Annotated in this window: 17 protein-coding genes; all 17 read right to left on the bottom strand. The window is 42.0% G+C overall.

Going from position 1 to position 19,500, the window contains the following annotated elements:
* Positions 1 to 8: 8 nt before the first annotated feature.
* The 17 genes from AC19MV_RS19170 to AC19MV_RS19090 all read right to left on the bottom strand — a co-directional run bounded on the left by AC19MV_RS19170 (position 9) and on the right by AC19MV_RS19090 (position 19,479).
* Positions 9 to 518: a Csu type fimbrial protein gene (locus tag AC19MV_RS19170; protein ID WP_498309565.1), complete on the bottom strand. Its 510-nt coding sequence runs from the start codon at positions 516 to 518 to the stop codon at positions 9 to 11.
* A gap of 68 nt (positions 519 to 586) precedes the next feature.
* A complete protein-coding gene (locus tag AC19MV_RS19165; protein ID WP_498309563.1) occupies positions 587 to 1,123 on the bottom strand; it encodes a Csu type fimbrial protein in 537 nt (178 codons plus the stop codon).
* A 601-nt stretch (positions 1,124 to 1,724) separates the two neighbouring features.
* Complete coding sequence (locus tag AC19MV_RS19160; protein ID WP_498309561.1) at positions 1,725 to 2,063, bottom strand: hypothetical protein; 339 nt, start codon at positions 2,061 to 2,063, stop codon at positions 1,725 to 1,727.
* Positions 2,064 to 2,074: 11 nt separating this feature from the next.
* The gene (locus AC19MV_RS19155; RefSeq protein WP_498309560.1) at positions 2,075 to 3,283 is read right to left on the bottom strand and encodes a hypothetical protein; all 1,209 of its coding nucleotides are present in this window, start codon (positions 3,281 to 3,283) and stop codon (positions 2,075 to 2,077) included.
* 11 nt (positions 3,284 to 3,294) lie between these two features.
* The gene (locus AC19MV_RS19150; RefSeq protein WP_498309558.1) at positions 3,295 to 4,119 is read right to left on the bottom strand and encodes a type II secretion system F family protein; all 825 of its coding nucleotides are present in this window, start codon (positions 4,117 to 4,119) and stop codon (positions 3,295 to 3,297) included.
* Positions 4,116 to 4,979, bottom strand: coding sequence for a type II secretion system F family protein (locus AC19MV_RS19145; protein WP_498309556.1), 864 nt, complete (start codon positions 4,977 to 4,979; stop codon positions 4,116 to 4,118). The genes AC19MV_RS19150 and AC19MV_RS19145 overlap by 4 nt, the downstream gene beginning before the upstream one ends.
* Entirely contained in the window at positions 4,966 to 6,309 is a 1,344-nt protein-coding gene (locus AC19MV_RS19140; RefSeq protein ID WP_498309554.1) for a TadA family conjugal transfer-associated ATPase, read from the bottom strand. The genes AC19MV_RS19145 and AC19MV_RS19140 overlap by 14 nt, the downstream gene beginning before the upstream one ends.
* A 32-nt stretch (positions 6,310 to 6,341) precedes the next feature.
* Positions 6,342 to 7,106: a hypothetical protein gene (locus AC19MV_RS19135; protein ID WP_498309552.1), complete on the bottom strand. Its 765-nt coding sequence runs from the start codon at positions 7,104 to 7,106 to the stop codon at positions 6,342 to 6,344.
* Positions 7,107 to 7,186: 80 nt separating this feature from the next.
* Positions 7,187 to 7,579 carry a hypothetical protein gene (locus AC19MV_RS19130; protein ID WP_188916321.1) on the bottom strand — a complete coding sequence of 131 codons (393 nt, stop codon included), beginning with the start codon at positions 7,577 to 7,579 and terminating at the stop codon, positions 7,187 to 7,189.
* Between the two features lie 373 nt (positions 7,580 to 7,952).
* Entirely contained in the window at positions 7,953 to 8,678 is a 726-nt protein-coding gene (locus tag AC19MV_RS19125; RefSeq protein ID WP_498309550.1) for a tetratricopeptide repeat protein, read from the bottom strand.
* Positions 8,679 to 8,689: 11 nt separating this feature from the next.
* Complete coding sequence (locus AC19MV_RS19120; protein ID WP_498309548.1) at positions 8,690 to 10,630, bottom strand: secretin GspD/PilQ domain-containing protein; 1,941 nt, start codon at positions 10,628 to 10,630, stop codon at positions 8,690 to 8,692.
* 316 nt (positions 10,631 to 10,946) lie between these two features.
* Complete coding sequence (locus AC19MV_RS19115) at positions 10,947 to 12,401, bottom strand: sigma-54-dependent transcriptional regulator (RefSeq protein ID WP_498309546.1); 1,455 nt, start codon at positions 12,399 to 12,401, stop codon at positions 10,947 to 10,949.
* A 10-nt stretch (positions 12,402 to 12,411) separates the two neighbouring features.
* The gene (locus AC19MV_RS19110; protein WP_498309544.1) at positions 12,412 to 12,780 is read right to left on the bottom strand and encodes an Hpt domain-containing protein; all 369 of its coding nucleotides are present in this window, start codon (positions 12,778 to 12,780) and stop codon (positions 12,412 to 12,414) included.
* A gap of 262 nt (positions 12,781 to 13,042) precedes the next feature.
* Positions 13,043 to 13,852 carry a putative bifunctional diguanylate cyclase/phosphodiesterase gene (locus AC19MV_RS19105; RefSeq protein ID WP_229786270.1) on the bottom strand — a complete coding sequence of 270 codons (810 nt, stop codon included), beginning with the start codon at positions 13,850 to 13,852 and terminating at the stop codon, positions 13,043 to 13,045.
* Positions 13,853 to 14,060: 208 nt separating this feature from the next.
* On the bottom strand, positions 14,061 to 16,391 hold the full coding sequence (locus AC19MV_RS19100; RefSeq protein WP_498309542.1) for an ATP-binding protein: 2,331 nt from the start codon (positions 16,389 to 16,391) through the stop codon (positions 14,061 to 14,063).
* 37 nt (positions 16,392 to 16,428) lie between these two features.
* Positions 16,429 to 18,870: an ATP-binding protein gene (locus tag AC19MV_RS19095; protein WP_498309541.1), complete on the bottom strand. Its 2,442-nt coding sequence runs from the start codon at positions 18,868 to 18,870 to the stop codon at positions 16,429 to 16,431.
* Positions 18,871 to 18,888: 18 nt separating this feature from the next.
* Positions 18,889 to 19,479, bottom strand: coding sequence for a cysteine hydrolase family protein (locus AC19MV_RS19090; RefSeq protein WP_498309540.1), 591 nt, complete (start codon positions 19,477 to 19,479; stop codon positions 18,889 to 18,891).
* Between the last annotated feature and the right edge of the window lie 21 nt (positions 19,480 to 19,500).

Genomic DNA, 19,500 nt, shown 5'->3' with positions numbered 1-19,500 from the left:
GTTTCTCCTTAAAAAATAAGTACAACCTCTACGCTGTCTTGGTAGTTCCCGGTAGAGGGAGTCACTGCTTGAGGCGAAATAGCGGCGTATATCGGCAGCCATTCAAATAATCCACTGGCGTTACCGCTGACGGCATTAGTGCTGTCCCATATTTGCGCACGTCCAGGGTCTTGAAATAATTGATATGGCACGGTTTCTCCGGTCACGTTATTGAGTAGCAGACGGTTGCTACTGTCGGTGCCGTTTAACCCGTTGCCGAGTTCAATTCTGTAACTTAAATTAGGGGAGCATCTAAAGCCGATAGAACCACTTCCGGGTGTAGATGTGGCTTGTGCTCCATATGTTAAACTGCTCAGTTCACCAAAATTAATCGCACCAAACGCCGTTGCACCGCTGCCGTTGTCTAACACACAGCCTTGTTCAATCTGTATGCTAATTTCGCTAATATCTTGAGCTTGTTCAGCGATGACAATCAGCGGGGTCATACTGAGTAGTGCGATTAATGTTTTGGTCATCATTGTTTCATCCTCGTTTGATGAAGAATGCGGCGTCATTTACTGAGTAAAAATGACGCCCTGCAGGTTGCTTACCACGAGATAGTCATGCGCACTGTATCTAAGTAGTTACCTGCTGCCGGTGTGGTTTGTCCTGCTAATACACGACCATAAATAGTTAATGGTTGTATTGCGCCGGTTCCGGTTAAGGCTTGTGACTGTGGACCTTCACCCCAACGCACCGAACGGGCTGCATCTTGATAAAGTTCATAGTTCACAAAATCTAAACCACCGCGAGATACACGACGTTGACCGGCCTGCGGGTTTGAACCATCATCAAGCGCGACGCTGTACGCTAAGCTGGTGTTACACGTCAGCTCAATACTGCCTGCACCTGCTGCACCTGCCGATTCAGCATCAATAAACAGGTCTAAGTTGCTTTGCTCGCCAAAATCGACTGAACCAAATTTATTAATACCAGCACCGGCATCTGCAGTACCGTTTACGGCACAGCCTTCACCAATAACGAGTGATACATCAACATCACCACGTATTTCACTTGCAAATGATGGGCTCATAGCTACAGAAGAAGATAATAATGCTGCGATTGCGATATGTAGTTTTTTCATATGTCACCTCGGTGTTGTTTTAAATTAAGAGTTATTTGGAACTCGATTAAGATATTGCAGGTAGGATGCCAACTCTCAACAAAAAATTAAGACATTGTTTTATATGGCTTTAAATTAATTAATGGTTTTCACCTGTGCTTTACTACTCTGGTAGGTTTGCAAAATGCAACGCTGTATTCGCAATTTGCAAATGATGAGCAATTTGCGATGGCTTGATTGTTAAACCGCGACGAATTCATCACCGCACTCATTACGGCACTCATTACTGCACTCATGACTGCAATATGATCAGAAATCGAGGTGAGCGTTCAGGTATTTGGGATGAACTAGGGTTAAGCCGATATGAAAATGGACGTTTGCTTAGATAGCATTTGCGTAATGATGGGTAGAATTGTTGAGTATTTAAGTGGTTAGGTTGATATAAGTAAAACTTAAAAAAAGGCATAAGGGGAATTTGATGAACGATAAGTGTGGCTAACATAAAGTCATGCAATAATGATTTTAATCTGTTGCTGGCATAGAATGATTCGACAGATGACCATGATGTTAGGTTTTGTCAGATACCATTTACTGGCTTTGACAATATATCATCATGGCTCATCTATTCATTAAATTGCTGCTGAATAAACGCAAGTTCTTCGTCAGCCAATGGCGCAGCATTATCATCGTTAGAACAGTCTGCAATATCGAGATGATCAATTTTATGCTGCACATGACTCGGTGTTGATTCTTTAGACAAACAGGTTAATACATCGCGGCAAAACTCAAGCATATGCAGCTCCGACACCTGTAATGGCCGACATGTACAAGCTAATAATGATTGGGTGTCCCCCTTTAACTGGGTGAGTAATTGATTTGATTTATCCTCATTATGCGCCGCAATGACAGATAACGATGCTAAGTACATTTGTTGTAAGGTTTGCTCATGTAAATGCTGCATAATCACTACCTCTATAATCCATTGTTAATACCTTCACCGTCTGGCGCGACATAAATCCAGCTATCTTCGTTATTGATACTCGGTAAATTAACCTTAAATGGCGCGGTAAAACGCTGTAATACGTTTTGATTATCGTTAAATGGATCAACCACTTGCTCAGCACTGAGCAAATTAATATCGGCGACACAATTGAGTGTCCCTTGTTGTATGCCCAAACTTGCAAGTAAGTTTGAGACCAAAGGATTGTCGATTAAATTAACATTTAGCAGATCAAAAGCTGTGGCTAATGCAATATAGGTGACAGAGCTAGTGAGATCGTTGTTTTCGTCCAATCGAGTGCCAATAGGACAACATACCTCGCCTAACGTGACATCGACATTAGGCACTAAACCGGTTAACGATAACGTACTAAAAACAGTATTGATGAGTGGTTCTATCGCTGAGCGATTTCTGTCTAACGTGTCCCCTTGTGCCTCGGTACCTGCAGGGCATTGATCGCACACAGGGTTATCAATTGTGGGACCGATATTAATGATCGATGACCCCGACTCTACTCCCACCAGGCAACTTACATCGGCTTCGGCTTGCTCTACACTAAATGACTCGCATGGCATACCTGAGACCACTTTTTGCGATAAATAGCGTGACTCAATTTCGCTGATATTCACCGGGCATTGCTGCGGTGTTGAACGAAATAAATACCCAGTCACAGTATTGTTTGCGCGGCCAATAGCATAATTAGGACCACCTTGAAGCGCATGAAAATAACTCACTGCCCCGGTACCATTAATGCCATCCACTCCGACACTGTCTGATGTTTCATCACTGATGCCTTTAATGCATGGGTTACCTGTACAATTAGGCGCGTCGTAATACACTGGCTCTCTTGAGGTAAATCGGTCATCTCTTACACCTAACAAAGCCCTAAAATTTTGATGTGCTGGATCGGGCGCTAATGGCGCGACGCTATTATCCACAAATGGAATAATCGGCGTTTCATGCTCGTTTAAACTGAGCATTTTACCTAATTTAATGCCATTACTGTCTGACACCGTAATGGTGCGGTCTTGCTGGGTAACATGTTGTTTTACGAGTGCATTTCTGACAGCGGAGATCCCAACAAAACTGCCAATAATTAAAATAGTGGTAATTAAAATCAGCTCTATGGTTAATACAAACCCAGCTTGGCGATGATGAGCCGTTAACGTTGCATGATTCATGTTGCCCTGCCTTATATTAGATCGCCTAATACGGTTAATAAGTCGATGAATTGAATCGCTGCCGGGAAAAAGACCAAGACTAAAAACATTGGAAAACACACTAATAGCATTGGCAATAATAACTCTAACGATTTGCGGTTAATTTTGGCATTCACAATCTGTTGACGTTGCTGCTGTATTGAACTTAATTGCGACTGCAAACAATTGACCAGTGGTGAGCCTATTTGCAGGCCAATATGAATAATGGCGGCCAGTTTTGTTAAGTTTTGCACTCCCGTTCGGCTAGCAAGATCTTCAAATGCCCTTTCACGATCTCGTCCAGACTCGATTTCTAACGACAACAATAATAGTTCGTCGGCCAAGGGATGATGTTTGGCTAATCCATACTCTGCAGACAATCTAAATGCCTGGCTTAATGCGGTACCCGATTTTAAATACACGATGAGGAGGCTGATAAAAAACTCTAACGAGTGATTAATGCGCTGTTTTCTCACCTGGCGTTTCAACAACAACCAAATATCGAGGCCTAAAAATGCGCTTATCGTCATGCCTACTTTTGCCCATAGACTGACCTGAGACATAAACTCAAACAACATCATAATAGTGACAAACACTAAACTGATCTTAATCGACCAGTACAACATGCGATTACGTAACACTGACAAGCCCGCCTGACGAATGAGCGTGGCGGGATAAATTCGCTCTAACGGCACAATTTCACTTAACGTGGTGATGTCTTTATCATCCACTCGAGTATTATGAAAAAGATAAAATAACCAGGTGGTTGCGATTAACAGCAACCCTAAAATAATGTCTGCATACAGTGAAATATTCATACATTGGCCTTTAATACTTTACGTAACCAAAAGAACCCAACGATCTGGAGAAATAATGCCGTGCTTAAAAAGTTAGCACCATTGGGATGCTCAAGTAATGGAGTAAACCATTGCTGTTCCTGCGACATAAATAACGGGATAAGTGCATAAGGCATTAGCCCACAAAAAATAGCAGCGTAGCGCGTGGCTGACATTTGGCTATTAATATATTGATATTGCTCAATACGTTGGCGCATTAATTGACTCACGGCTTGGAGCATTGCACTAAAATCGCTACCGGTTTGATGTCTCGCGACTAATGCTTGGGCAAACAAACGGGTTCCCTCGGTGTTGTAACGACTCACTAATCGATGCACAGCTTGGCTAGCATCGTAACCAGACGACAAACGGGTAACGACTTCGGTTAATTCGGTTTTTAACGGCCCTTTGGCTAAATTGGCGGCCGTTGAAATGGCTTGCAGTGGTGATAAGCCTGCTTGTAATGATGAATGCATGGTGTCCATGGCATCGACTAATTCCGTTTCCACTTTTTTAGTACGCCAGGTCACTAAGTCATCAAGTAAAAAATAGCTGCTCAGCATAATGGCAATCGCCATTATAATCGCGATACCTTGCTGCTTCGGAAAGGCATAATTGATGGCGACATAGGTGCAAGCAGACAAGCTAATGATGCCAAATATCACGCTAATGGGTGCCAGATTAATATCTAACAATCGTAACTTTTGCTGAAAGCCGGATGCACTTTTTGTCGATGTCGAAGACCAGGCATTGTTAAGTTCACTGTCTTGCCACCATTCTTTGGCGCAAATTAACATCACGATAATCAGCACCATAAGAATAAGCCATTCATACCAAGGCATAGTCAACTCCTGTGAACAGTTGGTTTAATGCAGTGACATCAAATCCCTTTGCCGCGATAGCTTCACTTAAATGACAATACTCAGCGCAACATACATGTTCGCCCACGATACGGTTACTGGCATGTTCGGTGTTGTGCTTAAACTCAAATAACGGCCTAACCTGGGTGTTCTGTTCGCTTTGTACCACTTCGCAGACACTCACCACTCGACGACTACCGTCGTTAAAGCGTCTCACTTGCACGATGACCTGAATGGATGAGTTGATCATTTGGTCAATGGTGTCGCGGCTAATTGACGCCTCTTCCATTTGAGCAAGTGAGCGCAATCGATTAATCACATCTTTAGGATTATTGGCGTGCACTGTGGTTAAGCTGCCATCGTGACCACAGTTCATAGCCTGTAACATGTCAAACACCTCGCCGCCTCTTACTTCACCGACAATAATGCGATCGGCACGCATTCTTAGGGCGGTTTTCACTAACGCGCGTAATGACACTTCGCCATTGCCTTCACCATTGGTGCTACGGCTTTCAAGGGGGATGACGTGTGGATGTTGTAATTGCAATTCGGCTGTTTCTTCAATGGTAATCACCCGTTCACGGCGAGGAATAAAACCAGAGATAACATTCAATAAACTGGTTTTACCTGCACCGGCGCTACCGGCTATGACGATATTCACGCCCGCAATTACAGCCTTTTCAAGAAACTGCAAAATGTCATTACTGATAAATCGGCTGCTGACGAGTGTTTCTGCACTAATCGTTTCGTGATGAAAACGGCGGATAGATACCACCGCACCAATGTTAGATAATGGCGGAATAACCGCATGTAAACGACTTCCGTCAGCCAGCATGGCATCAACCATAGGGTTATTGGCATCTAATTGACGGCCTTGCGCACTGACGATGCGTTCAAGAAATCGTCTTAAGTGTGATTCACTGTCAAAGGTATGCGGGGTTTGTTGTAATACACCATGACGTTCAACCCAAATGGAAAAAGGGCCGTTAATTAAGATGTCGGTGACAGCATTATCGAGCATGAGCTCTGAAATAGGGCCTAAGCCTTGCAGTTCTTCCATGACTTGTTGGATCAACAGACTTTTGTCTGCTGTGTTCATGGGTTGTTGCTGTTGACCAGGTAGCGTTTCAATAAGCTCATGTAATTGCTTTTTAAGCTGTGCGGGCTGTTTTAAATGAAGTGAGTCATCGTTTTCCATATCATCAATTAAGCTGTTATGGAGCAGCTGCTTAAGACGACGCATTTCGTCATTAGGCATCGACATCACATTGTGTGCTGTTGGAGTAAAAATGTTTTGGGCTGAATTAAACATACCTCACCTCCTACGTGTTGTATTAATACGCTTTATTCACGCGCTATGCTGACAGTTTTACGACGATTACCGCTATGAATAATCACCTCTCGATGGGTTTTAGCCATCCCTAATAATGGTTGGGTACCATTGGCAATATCGTAAGCGCTATGAAGCACAATAGTGACAATGTCGTTAGCCCCAATGCTGGCCAGTGGATACACATCGGCTGGTCTTACGGCCATAACGAGAGCGGTTTTACCTGTCGTCGCTTTGGTGTTTGTTGCATTAAGACTTTCTATTTTACTGCCGCTATTAGCGATACTTTTGCTTTGCGGTTTGAGTAGGCCAATTAATTGCACATTACGTGCAACGGTTCGCACATTAGTACGGCCTCTCACCAAAATATCGAACCTATCACCCTGGTTTAATTTAGAAAAAGGTAAACCTGATGGCGGCTGGCTCAGCGTGAATAGCACCCGGCCTTCTGGCACCGCGTATGACAAGGATTTGATCTTAGGGGTCGCTAATTCGTTGGCATAAATCGCTTCTCCGCTTTGTTTAGCGACATTGATGGTTTTACCCAACAGTAATTGTGGATTTTGGATACTCTGATCAATACCTTGTTGCTCGGTTTTTTGACGAACTAATGTCGCGGGTGTAATGACATCTCCTGCCTGTAAGTTTTGGGTTAATACCAATGCTGTTGTGGTCGTTAACCTATCGATTTGACGAATACCTAATGCCGATGCCAACACGCCAGAGGTCACGAATAGTGCGATGGCTATCGTTGTACTACCTGTGAATTTGCGTTTCATGTTGCACCTCTTCGATGTGTTGTTAATCTAATTGAAGGCGCCGATTGCCTCTCACTGAGACAACCGACCAAGACTAACCATTAATTATCTAAACTGCCGTCTTCTACTGAAGGAGAAGCGCCTGCTGCACTAGGCGTATTTGAAATTGATACCGCCGCTTCACTAAAGTCGCTAGCAACAAAAGTAAATGTTGCACCGTCACCGGCGTTAACATCCACGGCATCAATAAAGCCTGAACCGCTGATCTCAGCCGTATTTTCGGCGTTAATCATGCCGTCAAATGCGTAGCTTTGATCAAGAGATCCAATGGCTTCTGCGACATCTTCAAGCTCTGCAGTGACAGAATCTCGCATTGTGGTCAGGCCGATAACTAAACCTGCTGCCATGACAGTTGATAATAAAATCAACTCTGAAGTCATAACAAAACCACCCTGCTTTTTGCTGTTTTTGATCATTGATTTAATTGATTTCATAATGTGTACCTCAAGTTATTTTCTGTCTTGTTCACATCAACGAATGGGTTGATTGTGTTAGGAGTAGAGAATCGAATTCTCTATGACTAAGAGACATGTCCCATTACTTATCTTTGCCTCTGTTTAGATAGTTGCGAAGGTCATGCCAATATCTAAAACCCATAAAACAAAATATATTACACATTAAATACAGCGGCTTAGGTGTTTCTTAAGTAAGTTAAGATGTAATGGGATAATATGAGTATTAAGTAATAGCAAATTTGAACAGCACAATGATTTGCAAAATGCGAAACCTGGGATGTGGGTTTGCAATATGCTTAATTACCCATAAAAAAAGCTTCCAGATGGAAGCTTTTAGGTTGTAACACTGCACTTAAATTCTGCTGTAAGCGACTCGACATTCTGGATGATCACTTAAGTACAGCAAGCGAGATAAACTCTGTCGATGATCGGGCAAGGAATCCAATGTATCGGCATAAAAGTGACAAGCCTGGGCCCAATGAGACTGAGCTTCGTGTATTAGCCCTAGGTGATAATTGGTTCGCCATACTGGCGCGCCTAATCTGTCGGCGGTAGCAATCACCGCTTCTGCCTTTTTATATCGGCCCTCTAAATAATATGTGGCTGCCAGTGTTGCGTGTAACTCAGGATGATCGGGTTGTAATTGCACCTGACGCTCTAAAACGGTTCTAGCGAGATTAATGTTGCCCTCTTGCATGGCAATTTGGCTGCGTAAAATAGCGACTTCAGACATCGGGTTTTGTTGTGACAATAGACGGTCTAACACCATTTGGCTGTCTATTTTCTGGCCCACCTGGTGATACACAATGGCAGACGTAAATCCGATTTTTTGATGCTGTGGGTAGCTCATCGATAACGCGCCTAAGTCATTGGCCAGTCGTCCACAATCACTCACCGCACCTTGATAGCCTTGGCAATGAATCCCATATGATGCCTTCACATTGTATTTTGACAATAAGGTATCTAATTGATCATCAGGTTGATATACCTGTTTAGTGTTATTGGTGTTAGTACATGCACTGCTGGCTAACGCAAGCATACAAAGACCACCAATATGCAAATAAGATAATGTTTTCATTAGTTAATCCTCTATTGTGATTCGTATTGCATGCTTTGCAGCATTTCTGTTGAAGACTGAAACTGCCATAAAGCCACATCATGGCGCGGTTCACGTACTAACGTTGGCGTGACAATAATAATCAGTTCGCGTGAGGTGTCAGCCTCTTGCGATGATTCTGTTAATTTGCCTAATAAAGGCACATCGTTAATACCTGGCACAAAGTCACGTGAGTCACTGATATCACGGCTCACTAATCCCCCAATAATTAAGGGTTGTCCATCACGCAAACGGGTACTGGTGGTTAGGTTTCTTACATTAAATGCACTGGTGGTTAATGATGACCCTGTACTCGATGAAATTTGCTGAGTTAATAAGGTATCGGGCGTTGAAATACTCGGGCTTAAATCCAGGGTGATCAGATCGTTTTCATCAACCATGGCGCGCACGCCAAGTTCAATACCAAACGACTTAAACTCTGTACCGCTAAATACCCCTTGGCTATTGCCGCCAGTATCACCACTGCTGATGCCATTGGGTGAAAATGATGTCGGTACCGGCACTTCACCGCCAGCGCGAAATACCGCTTTTTCGCCGGCTAATACGGTTAAATTAGGACGCGAAAGTGTTCGAGATATCCCGTCTTTTTCAAGTAATGAAAACAGTAAATCAAATGCCACCTCACTGCCGCCAACTTGAAAGTTGTTAACTAAGGCGCCGCCTAATACTTGCAGTGCATTCTCAACCTGACCTGAGCCTAATGCCTGGTTAGTCGCACCTTCGAGGCCAAAGTTACCGCCCGACTTATTGTAACCATTGGTGATTAATGAAAAGTCAGGGCGCCATTGGGTTAAGCTGCGGCGATTGACTTCGTACATTTGGATGGCCACACGTACTTGCGGTAAATCGCGTACCTCAATGGTGGAAAGTAATCTGCCGTTGGCCATCGACAATAGTTTCGCGCGGGCAATATTTGATTGAACGTTATTACCAGTCGAACTTGACGTAGAGTTGCTGGTTGTCGATCCCGCTCTACTGCTTTGCTGGCCTGAGTTGATCAGTCCGCCAGACTCATTGGCAATCACGGTAATATCATTACTGCCGCTATCTAATTTACCGGTCACAGTATTGACTCTATCGCCAGTAAATAATCGTGCCGCCAGGTTCAACACTCTGACTAAATCCACCTGGGTTTCAACCTGGCCGCTAAGCAATAAGGTGTCGGCCTGATCGTTAGGCAAATCGCCTTTTTGAATGCGACTGACATTCACTGATTGCCCCCCTAATTGATTAATCGCCTTTTTAACTTTTTCAGCAATGTTCATCGGCAATAAATCTACCTGGATTAAATTGATGATGGCCGCATTACTTTTGGTTAACCCGGGGGATTTACGTTGTTGTAATGATGGTAAACGAATATTTTGGCTTAACCCAGCGAGTAGATCGTTTGATGATTTAACCACTAAGTTATTGTCTATTGACTGATTATTACCTGCATCTAAATAATGACGTGCAGCTGATTCTGCTGCCATTTTGTATCTAACGGTAGGGACTCGGCCGCGTAATACCAGTGCTGCTCTGTCTGGCGCTAAGGTTAAACGCACTTTGGGATGAATATCATGCAGTGCCTGGCGTAATACGCTCAAATCTTCCGTAACACTAAATAAAAACGTTTCAGAAGAATCATCGGTATACCAGACAATGAGACTGGTTCGACCGACTTTTTTAGCCAGTGCCAACACTTCATTTTTGTCTAACACTTCAACCTGCATTATGGCATCTTGGCCAATGGCGACTCTTGAAATGCTTTTTTTAAACACTAAACGGGAGTGAGTCCACTGTACCATTTCGCGAATTTTATCAGACTGACGACCGTCTGCCGTTTCGATAAAATCCAGGCCATTGGTCGCGGCTGATACGGTTCCACTCAATAACAATAACCACATTGAGGTTGCACAAAGAATATTTTTCATCGCTCACTCCTATCATGTATCGCGTCATTTAAGACTATGCCATGATGAATGCAGGAAACCGGCCAAAAATAATTAATACCTTAAAACAAATAGTTAACTTAATTTCATAGTTATTCTTCGATTTAACACAGAATAAAATTCAAGTTGATTCGCATTTTGCAAAGCAATCTAGGAATGAGAAAACAAACTTTATAATTCAAATAATTTCACTGATAAATACTCACATTTATGTTTTCATTACTCGCAAAAAAATCACCCTAAGGTGATTTTATCAATACAGAAACATAGCGATTTTACGGACAGATGATTTCCCAGGTTAATTTTCAGCCCAGCTTTTCATTTTACGGTATATCGTCGATGCACTTATGCCAAGATATGCGGCAGCTAAAGGGATATTACCGCCACACTGACTTATGGCATCCTCAATGGCATTTTTTTCGACTATCCACAGATGAATAATGTTATGCGAGGTCGTGTTTTGAGCCGGTACCGCATGAGTTGTTTTGTTAATATCAGTATCGATATCGGCAGTTGCAGAACGTTGAGAGGTGAAACGGCCTTGCAATACAGGTTGAGATTGATTATCTGGACTATGATCAAAATTACTCGGCAACATGTCTTGCTGCACACTTTGACCATCATAAATGACTACAATGTTCTCAACCACATTTTGCAATTCACGGATGTTACCAGGCCAATCATATTGCATAAATATTTGCTTTACTTCGTCACTGAAGTTTTCAAATTGTTTATTATTTTCAGTCGCTTTCGTCTTTAAAAAATTGTTCGCTAATAATAAGATATCCTCACCGCGCTCACGCAGTGGTGGCAGGACCACAGGGATAACATTAAGTCGATAATATAAATCTTCACGAAAGCGCCCTTTACCGACTTCTTCTGCAGGATTACGGTTGGTTGCACACACTATGCGCACATCACTTTGTAATACTTCGCTACTGCCTACTTTACAAAACGTCCCCGTTTGTAAAAAACGTAATAATTTGGCTTGCAGGTTTAATTGCATTTCGCAAATTTCATCTAAAAACAACGTGCCACCATTAGCCACTTCAACAGCACCTTTACGATCGGTTAATGCCCCACTAAATGCACCTTTTACATGGCCAAAAAACTCAGACTCAAATAATTCTGCAGGAATAGCGGCACAGTTAATGGCAATAAAAGGACCTTGCTCGCGCGCGCTGGCTTGATGAAGCCCAAGGGCACACACCTCTTTACCTGTACCACTTTCGCCGGTAACAAACACACTGGCTTTACTGCGCGCCGCACTCTCGAGTAAACGGAACACAGTGTGCATTGATAATGATTCACCAATAAAATTGATTCTATCAAGCGAGGTGGCTGCTGGCTCAACTTCAACGGTTTTTAAATCTTGATTTTGTTGTTTTATTGCATTGGTAACAGAGGTAATAAGACGCTCTGAGGTAAACGGTTTTTCGATAAAGTCGTAACCGCCAAGGCGCATAGCGTCTACGGCAACATCAATTGAACTATTAGAAGTAATAATAATAACTTTAGCAGCAACCTCTTGTTTATTGACATATTTAAGCACTTCTAATCCGCTAATGTCAGGTAAGCATACATCTTGTACGAGTACCGCTGGCATTTTTTCTTTTATCGCCACTAAAGCCGAATAACCATCGACAAAGTGTTGAGTGTCAAAGCCGGCTTTTTGCAGCTGACTGCAATACAAGGCACCACTTGATAAACTGTCTTCTACTACGTATACCAGCGGTTTATGAGTTGTATTCATGGCCGACTCCCTACTCTGCTATCGAGTTTATGTGTGCTTTATATTGAGTTAATGTCTCGTTAATGATGCCTATTAACTGTTGAGTTTGCGCAATGTATGGTTGATTGGATTTGAGTTGATATACCAATGCAGCACTCGCCGATAAACGATCTGCACCATATAACGCGGCCGTATTTTTGAGGATATGAGTGGCATTATTGATGTCTTGAAACTGATGTTGCTCCGCGGCAGTGTGCAATTTAGCATGCAATTCGGTTAATTCTTGTTCGAACAGACTCAAAAGATGTTGATAAGTATCTGAGCCTAAATCGGCTTCTAACGTATTGAGCGTGCTGAGCTGCATGATAGGACATGCGGTAATTTCTGTAGCGTTGGACATTCGTCACCTCATGTTAATCATTGCTTATGCATGCTTACTGGAGCATTTTACTTGGTCATACCAACTATGTTACTAACCTAGATAACGCAAAAGTTAAGCCAAAATGCAATACGGCTATTCAACATAAATATCAATCACTTATAACTAACATATTCGTTAATCGCCTCTGCGTATAAGGTAAAGTCGCATATTGATTTGCAATTTGCAAATCAATATGCGACTTCAGTATGTGGGTTTACTTGCTGGGATATCGCAATATGAGTTAACTCCACAGACTTAAGTTTTGTTCTAAGGTTTGAGGTTTACCCAGTAAATACCCTTGCACCACATCACAACCGAGTTGACTCAATATTTGCAGCTGACTTTCGGTTTCGACGCCTTCTGCGACAATATGCAACCCCAAACGTTGAGCCATGGCAATAACAGCGCTACATAAAGTGAAGTCATCGTTATTATCTGCAATTCCATTGACAAAGCTTCGGTCTATTTTAAGGCCATCGATATTAAATTTTCGCAACAAACTGAGTGAGGCAAAGCCTGTACCAAAATCATCAAGCCATATTTGTACATCTTCTTGTTTAAAGGCATTAAACACTTTACAAATGGTTTGAGGATCGTGAATTAGCGCAGTTTCTGTGAGTTCCAATTTAATGGCTGAGGGTGGGATGTTGAGTTCGATAATGAGTGACATAAGCTGTTCGTAGACATTGGTATGTAATAACTGCACTGGTGATACATTTAATGATAAACAAATATTCTCCATGCCTTGATTGCGCATGCGTTTTAAATCCAATAATGCTTGTTGAAATATCCAGCTACCCAATTCTAAGATTTGACCACTTTGTTCTGCACAAGGAATAAAATCACAGGGAGAAATAACCCCAAAGGTGGGCGACTCACAACGGACTAGCGATTCAAACCCTACCACTTTACCACTTTGTACTGATATGAGAGGTTGATATACCATACTAAAACAATGCTGCTTGAGTGCCTCCTCAATTACATCTGTGAGCTCATTCCAATTTGAGTTACTTGCATCTTCGTTGACTACTGTGTGTTTTTTGGCATACATACCTTGCTCCAAAACAATGATTCTAAGTGTATTAGAGAAATTGCAAGACCTGAGCCAAAAACGCCAGCAACAAACAAAAACTAAGCTATTGATTTTAATTAATTTAAAGGTATATTATTTCACGTTGGTGATGTGGGAAAATCATGTTTCGCAAGTTGCCATTCTGTTTGCATTTTGCCAATCAAAATACAAAGCAAACAGAGGGCAACTATACAAATTTAGACAGGATGTTAAGCAGAGTGATTTTATTGACAGGCTTAGAGATGTAGTCGTCCATGCCAGCTTCTAAAAATCGCTGTTTATCGCCTTCCATCGCATTGGCCGTAAACGCAATAATGGGTGTCGCAGATGATAACGAATTAGCTCGAATGTGCTTTGATGCACTCATTCCGTCCATGTTTGGCATGTAAATATCCATTAAAATGATGTCATATTGCTTTTGTTGCGCCGCACTTACGGCTTCTACGCCATCATTGACGATATCAATAGTGTAATTTAGGTGGGCAAACAGAGCCTTCATTACCAACTGGTTGGTCTTGTCATCATCGGCCAGTAAAATGCTTAAATCTTTCGCTTTTACATGTAAATTGTCGATTAATGCCTGTGAGCTCAATTTGATGGGCTTAGCCAACGGAAATGGCAAAGTGATGCATATTTGAGTACCCAATTGTTCTTCACTGTCGATATTAAGTGTTCCATGCATTAATTTAACTAGATTGTTACTGATGGCGAGACCGAGTCCTGTACCTGCATGCTGCTTTCTTGCCGAAGTATCGACTTGAGTAAAAGGCTCTAAAACATGATTTAGCATCGATTTAGGAATACCTATTCCAGTGTCGGTAATGCGGATAATCACGTTAACTTCAAGATCTGAAATCATTTCATAGCTCGCGGTTAAGCTCACTTTGCCTTGATTGGTGAACTTAATCGCATTAGAGAGTATATTCAGCACCAATTGACGAAGTCGTCCCTTATCACCAAGTAAACTTAACTCTGAGTTTGGTAATGCGATATCAAGTGTTAAGCCACTTGATTTGGCATTGGTCGACATAAGACGACCAGCGGACTCTAAAGTAGCGTTTAATTCAAAAGGTTCTGAGATAAGAATTAATTTACCCGCTTCAATTTTACTGACATCGAGTATGTCATTTAAAATCTTCAACAAACTGTTAGACGATTCGAGCATCGTTGAAAGGTAGAATTGTTGCTCAGAGCTAAGAGATTCATCATCTAACATCACATCGAGCAACCCCATAATGCCATTAAGTGGAGTGCGCACTTCGTGACTGACATTGGCCAGAAATTTAGACTTGACCAAATTGGCGGTTTCCGCTTTTTGACGCGCTTCGATTAATGCAATTTCATTGCGTTTTATGTCGGTGATGTCAATATGGAATCCAACGATTCCACCATCACGCATGGGACGTTCGACTATTTTAATCCAGCGGCCATCGGTCAGCTCAATAATCCGCTCAGGTTCGTTATGGCGAATATCGTCAACATCTAAAAACTGTGGGTCTTTAACCAGTCCTCTTACCGTATCATTGAGCCTTAATTCTTTATAACTGCTACCCTCACGCAAAATATTACTCAGCTTGGGATACATAGACATAAACTTTTCATTGTATACCGCGACGTTTTGTTGCTTATCAAAAATAATAAAACCATCGCCGAGTGCTTCAATAGCATCCCTAAATCGTCTCTCATTACGAATTTGATTAACTGATAAAATATGCAGCATTTTGCTGAGATTGGCAGGTAACCGAAGTAAGAAATACATCAATAGTGCTAAGCCCCCACCAGCCAATACAAATACGGCATAATGCCAACGAGAGTCGATTGTCGCTTCACGTTGGCTAAGCTCAGCAATTACATCAGCTTGTGCAACAATTTGCTGATTGTCTGTGTAGTACGCTAATAGCAAACTGATGACAAACACGGCACAACTGAGTGTTAACGCAACGGTTTTACGTCCCCAACGGGGTGCTTTATTAGTGATTAAACTAATCAGTCCTTGCATCAATGAGTTTTGTTTGTCGATTTCAATCTCAGCACTTTGTTGCGCAATTAATCCTTCTACAATTTTGCCAAAGTCTTGTAAATGTTGTTTATCTCGGTAACTGAAGGTTCTGGGCGTGGAATCGATAATACATAAGGTGCCAATACGGTGGCCCCCCGCAGTTTGTAATGGATAGCCGGCATAAAATCGAATGTTCGGTTTATCGGTCACCAACGGATTATCCGCAAAGCGAGGATCGCTTAAGGTGTCTTCCACCACAAAAACGTCGCTTGAATGAATAGCATGGCCGCAAAATGATTCATCTCGGCCCGTTTCGCACACATCTAGCCCTTGCTTAGATTTAAACCATTGGCGATCATCATCAATCAAACTCACTAAACAAATCGACACATTGAAATAGGCCTGTACAAACCGCGTCATGTGATCAAATTGTTCTTCTGGGGCGCTATCAAGCAAGTGTAACTGCTGTAGCGCTTTTAGCCTGTTGGCTTCATCAACCGTGTGCGTTGCCGGTTCCATATTTGCCCCTAGGAATACTTTGAATGGGTAAACTGTTTTAAGACAGTTGCTGTAAAGTGTGTTGAATTCGGTCTAATTTGCTGCGCTTAATTGTATGATTGGGATTCAAATAACGTTCGAGCAATTGATAAAGTTTGTCACGATTGATTGGCTTAGCGAGATAGTCGTTCATGCCGGCTTGAATAAAGCGTTTTTTGTCGCCATGAATGGCATTCGCCGTGACGGCAATAATCGGAGTTTGACTATATCGTTGACGACTAGAACGAATTGTTTCTGTTGCAGTGACACCGTCCATCACTGGCATTTGAATATCCATGAGTATTAAATCTGTGTTGTGTGTTGTTAAATACTCAATTGCCGCTTGCCCATGTGCTGCACAATGAGTTTGACAGCCCACTTCTGCAAGTAATTGGCTAAGCACCACTTGATTATTCATATTGTCTTCAACGATCAAGACATGTTTATCTCGGTATTGTTCAAACAACGTTGTCGTTAACCCACCATGACATGGGCTAATGAGCTCTTGGTTAACTAACGGATCATCGATTAATTCTAGCGCCCAATTAAGGTGCGACAGTTTAAAAGGCCCGCTCAATAAAATCTCATTTTGATTCTCATGGCTAAACCCACGTTCTTTCCCTTTTAAGTCAATTGTAAACAAACACACTTTTCTTTGAAGTTGCTGGTTCGAAACAGATAAGTATTCGCGACAATGACTTAATAGGTTTGGGTCGGTGAGTAAAATAATGTCGACGTTATTGGCAACTTGATCAGGTAAATCGGTACGATGTTCAAACCATGAATAAGTCAGATCATAATGTTGCAACATATTATAAACGGCAGGATTTAAACTCTGATGTTGCCCGACAACCCAACAGTGTGAGTGTTGACGATGTTGAATGATCCTCGCTTTTGAGTCACACACCTTGGGTTCAACACGTAAAGGAATTTCAACGGTAAATTGGCTGCCAACATCAAGCGTCGATTCAACGCTTATCTCTCCGTCCATCGCCTCACATATTTGGCGACAAATAGCTAAACCTAAACCACTGCCACCGTATTCACGGGTTGAAGAGGTGTCTGACTGCATAAAAGCTTCAAACATATTATCGATTTTATCTTCCGCGATACCAATACCGGTATCTTGCACCACTAGTTGCAAGGTCAATTGATCGTGATGTGTAAAGTAATCAACTTTAACCACCACTTCACCTTGATGCGTAAATTTAACGGCATTCGCTAATAGATTAATCAATATTTGCCTAATACGCGCCTTATCACCAATAATTGACAATGGTACTTTGGGCATAATATTTAGTATCACAGATAAGCTCTTTTCTAACGCGGTACCTGACACAATATCGATGGCTTCCTCTAAACATCGGTCTAATTTAAAGGGCTCATTGGCAATATTAATTTTACCCGCTTCGAAACGTGAATACGTTAGTACATCATCTAAAATGCTTAATAGCGCATCACTACTCGTACTGATCATTTCGGTAAAACGAGTTTGCTCACGCGTGAGACCGCTATCAAGTAGTATGTCTGCCGACCCTATCACCGCATTTAACGGCGTACGAATTTCATGACTGATGTTTGCCATAAAACGACTTTTTGCTTCTGACAATTGCTCTGCTTGATACTTCGCGTCTTTAAGTGCCGTTAATGCCGCGCGACTCTCAGTAATATCGGTTTGTACTGCAATAAAATGGCTAATATTACCCGTACTATCAACCACTGGGCTGGTATTGATGTTTACCCAGTATGGCTGTTTATCGCAGGTGTAATTCACAATATCAATTTGAAAGCTTTTACCCTGTTTTAGTGCTTCAGACATAGCATCGATTGATGTTTGATCGCTTTGTTCACCTTGTAATAGCAGTCCAGGTTTTTGACCCATAATATTTTTAAGTAAATATCCGGTTCGCTCCTCAAAGCTTTTATTCACCCATTCTATACAACCCGTTCTGTCGGTAATCACCACTAAGTTACGCGTGTGACTGGCAACAAGGGATAACCTTTTGACATAGTTTTGCTGATGAAGTAACTGAGCTTGAATGTCTTTATGTTGTTGAATTTCGAATAACGAGCCTATGTATCCGCTGTCACCATCTTGAACAATCCTTAACTCAAACCAATGATGTTGGCCATTTTTTAACGCTAACTGAACTTCAATAATTGCCGGTTTGGCATTATTTCTGTCTGCAAGTTTGTTTAGGCACACATCAAGCAACGCTTGCTGAGTGAATGAACTAATGAGTGTTAACAAGTTCATGTTCGCTAATGCTTCACTGCTGTAGCCTAAGCGCGTTTGCCAGGCAGGATTAGTGAAGGTAAATTCGAGCTGTTCATTGCATTCAAAAATACATTCATCTAATAATTCGAGTAACTTCTTTTGGCGTTTTTGTGTATGCGACAGTTTCTCTACAAGCGCATATTGTATTTGTACTTGCAGTTCATCATTGGATTCGTCGGCCATGGGAGTTCTCCTGGTTGATTAACGTAAGTCAGTTGAATGGCATACGGTTGCGTACAAAGGGAAAACGTCCTGGCAATAAAATGATTGTTCAAATGGCGTTCGACTAGAAGTGCAATCGTCTAAAATAGTGGTACTAAACCCCAAATCAATGGCTGAGCGACCCGTTGAATCGATGCAAATTGAGGTAACAGTGCCAGCAAGGACAACCTCTTCAACGCCAGCTTGGCGCAAGGTTTGAGCTAATTGAGTATTAGAAAACGCATTAAGACCTCGCTTACCTGGCATGACTTTAATAAAGTCGGCAAACTCTTCCAATTCTGGGATCACCTGTGCGCCATAAGAGCCTTCTTTAAATGCCCCCACTTCACTGATGATTTTTAAAATACCAACTGGATTCTTTAATTCGCTGTAATCACGAGTAAATAAAATGGGTGTATTAACGACAATGGCAAAGTCTTTTCCGTGGTTACGCAGCAGCGTTAAGGTGTTTTGCAGTACCCCTGTAATTTTTGATGACTCTTCTATGACGCTATGTAATATACCTTCTTTAGCAAAGTAATCATTTTGGTAACCAATTAGCACTAGAGCCTTTTTTGCTAGCTGTGTCATGTTGTTATCTCCATTTATTCC

Source organism: Shewanella sp. MF05913, from assembly GCF_059758095.1.
This window is presented reverse-complemented; position numbering and strand designations above follow the sequence as displayed.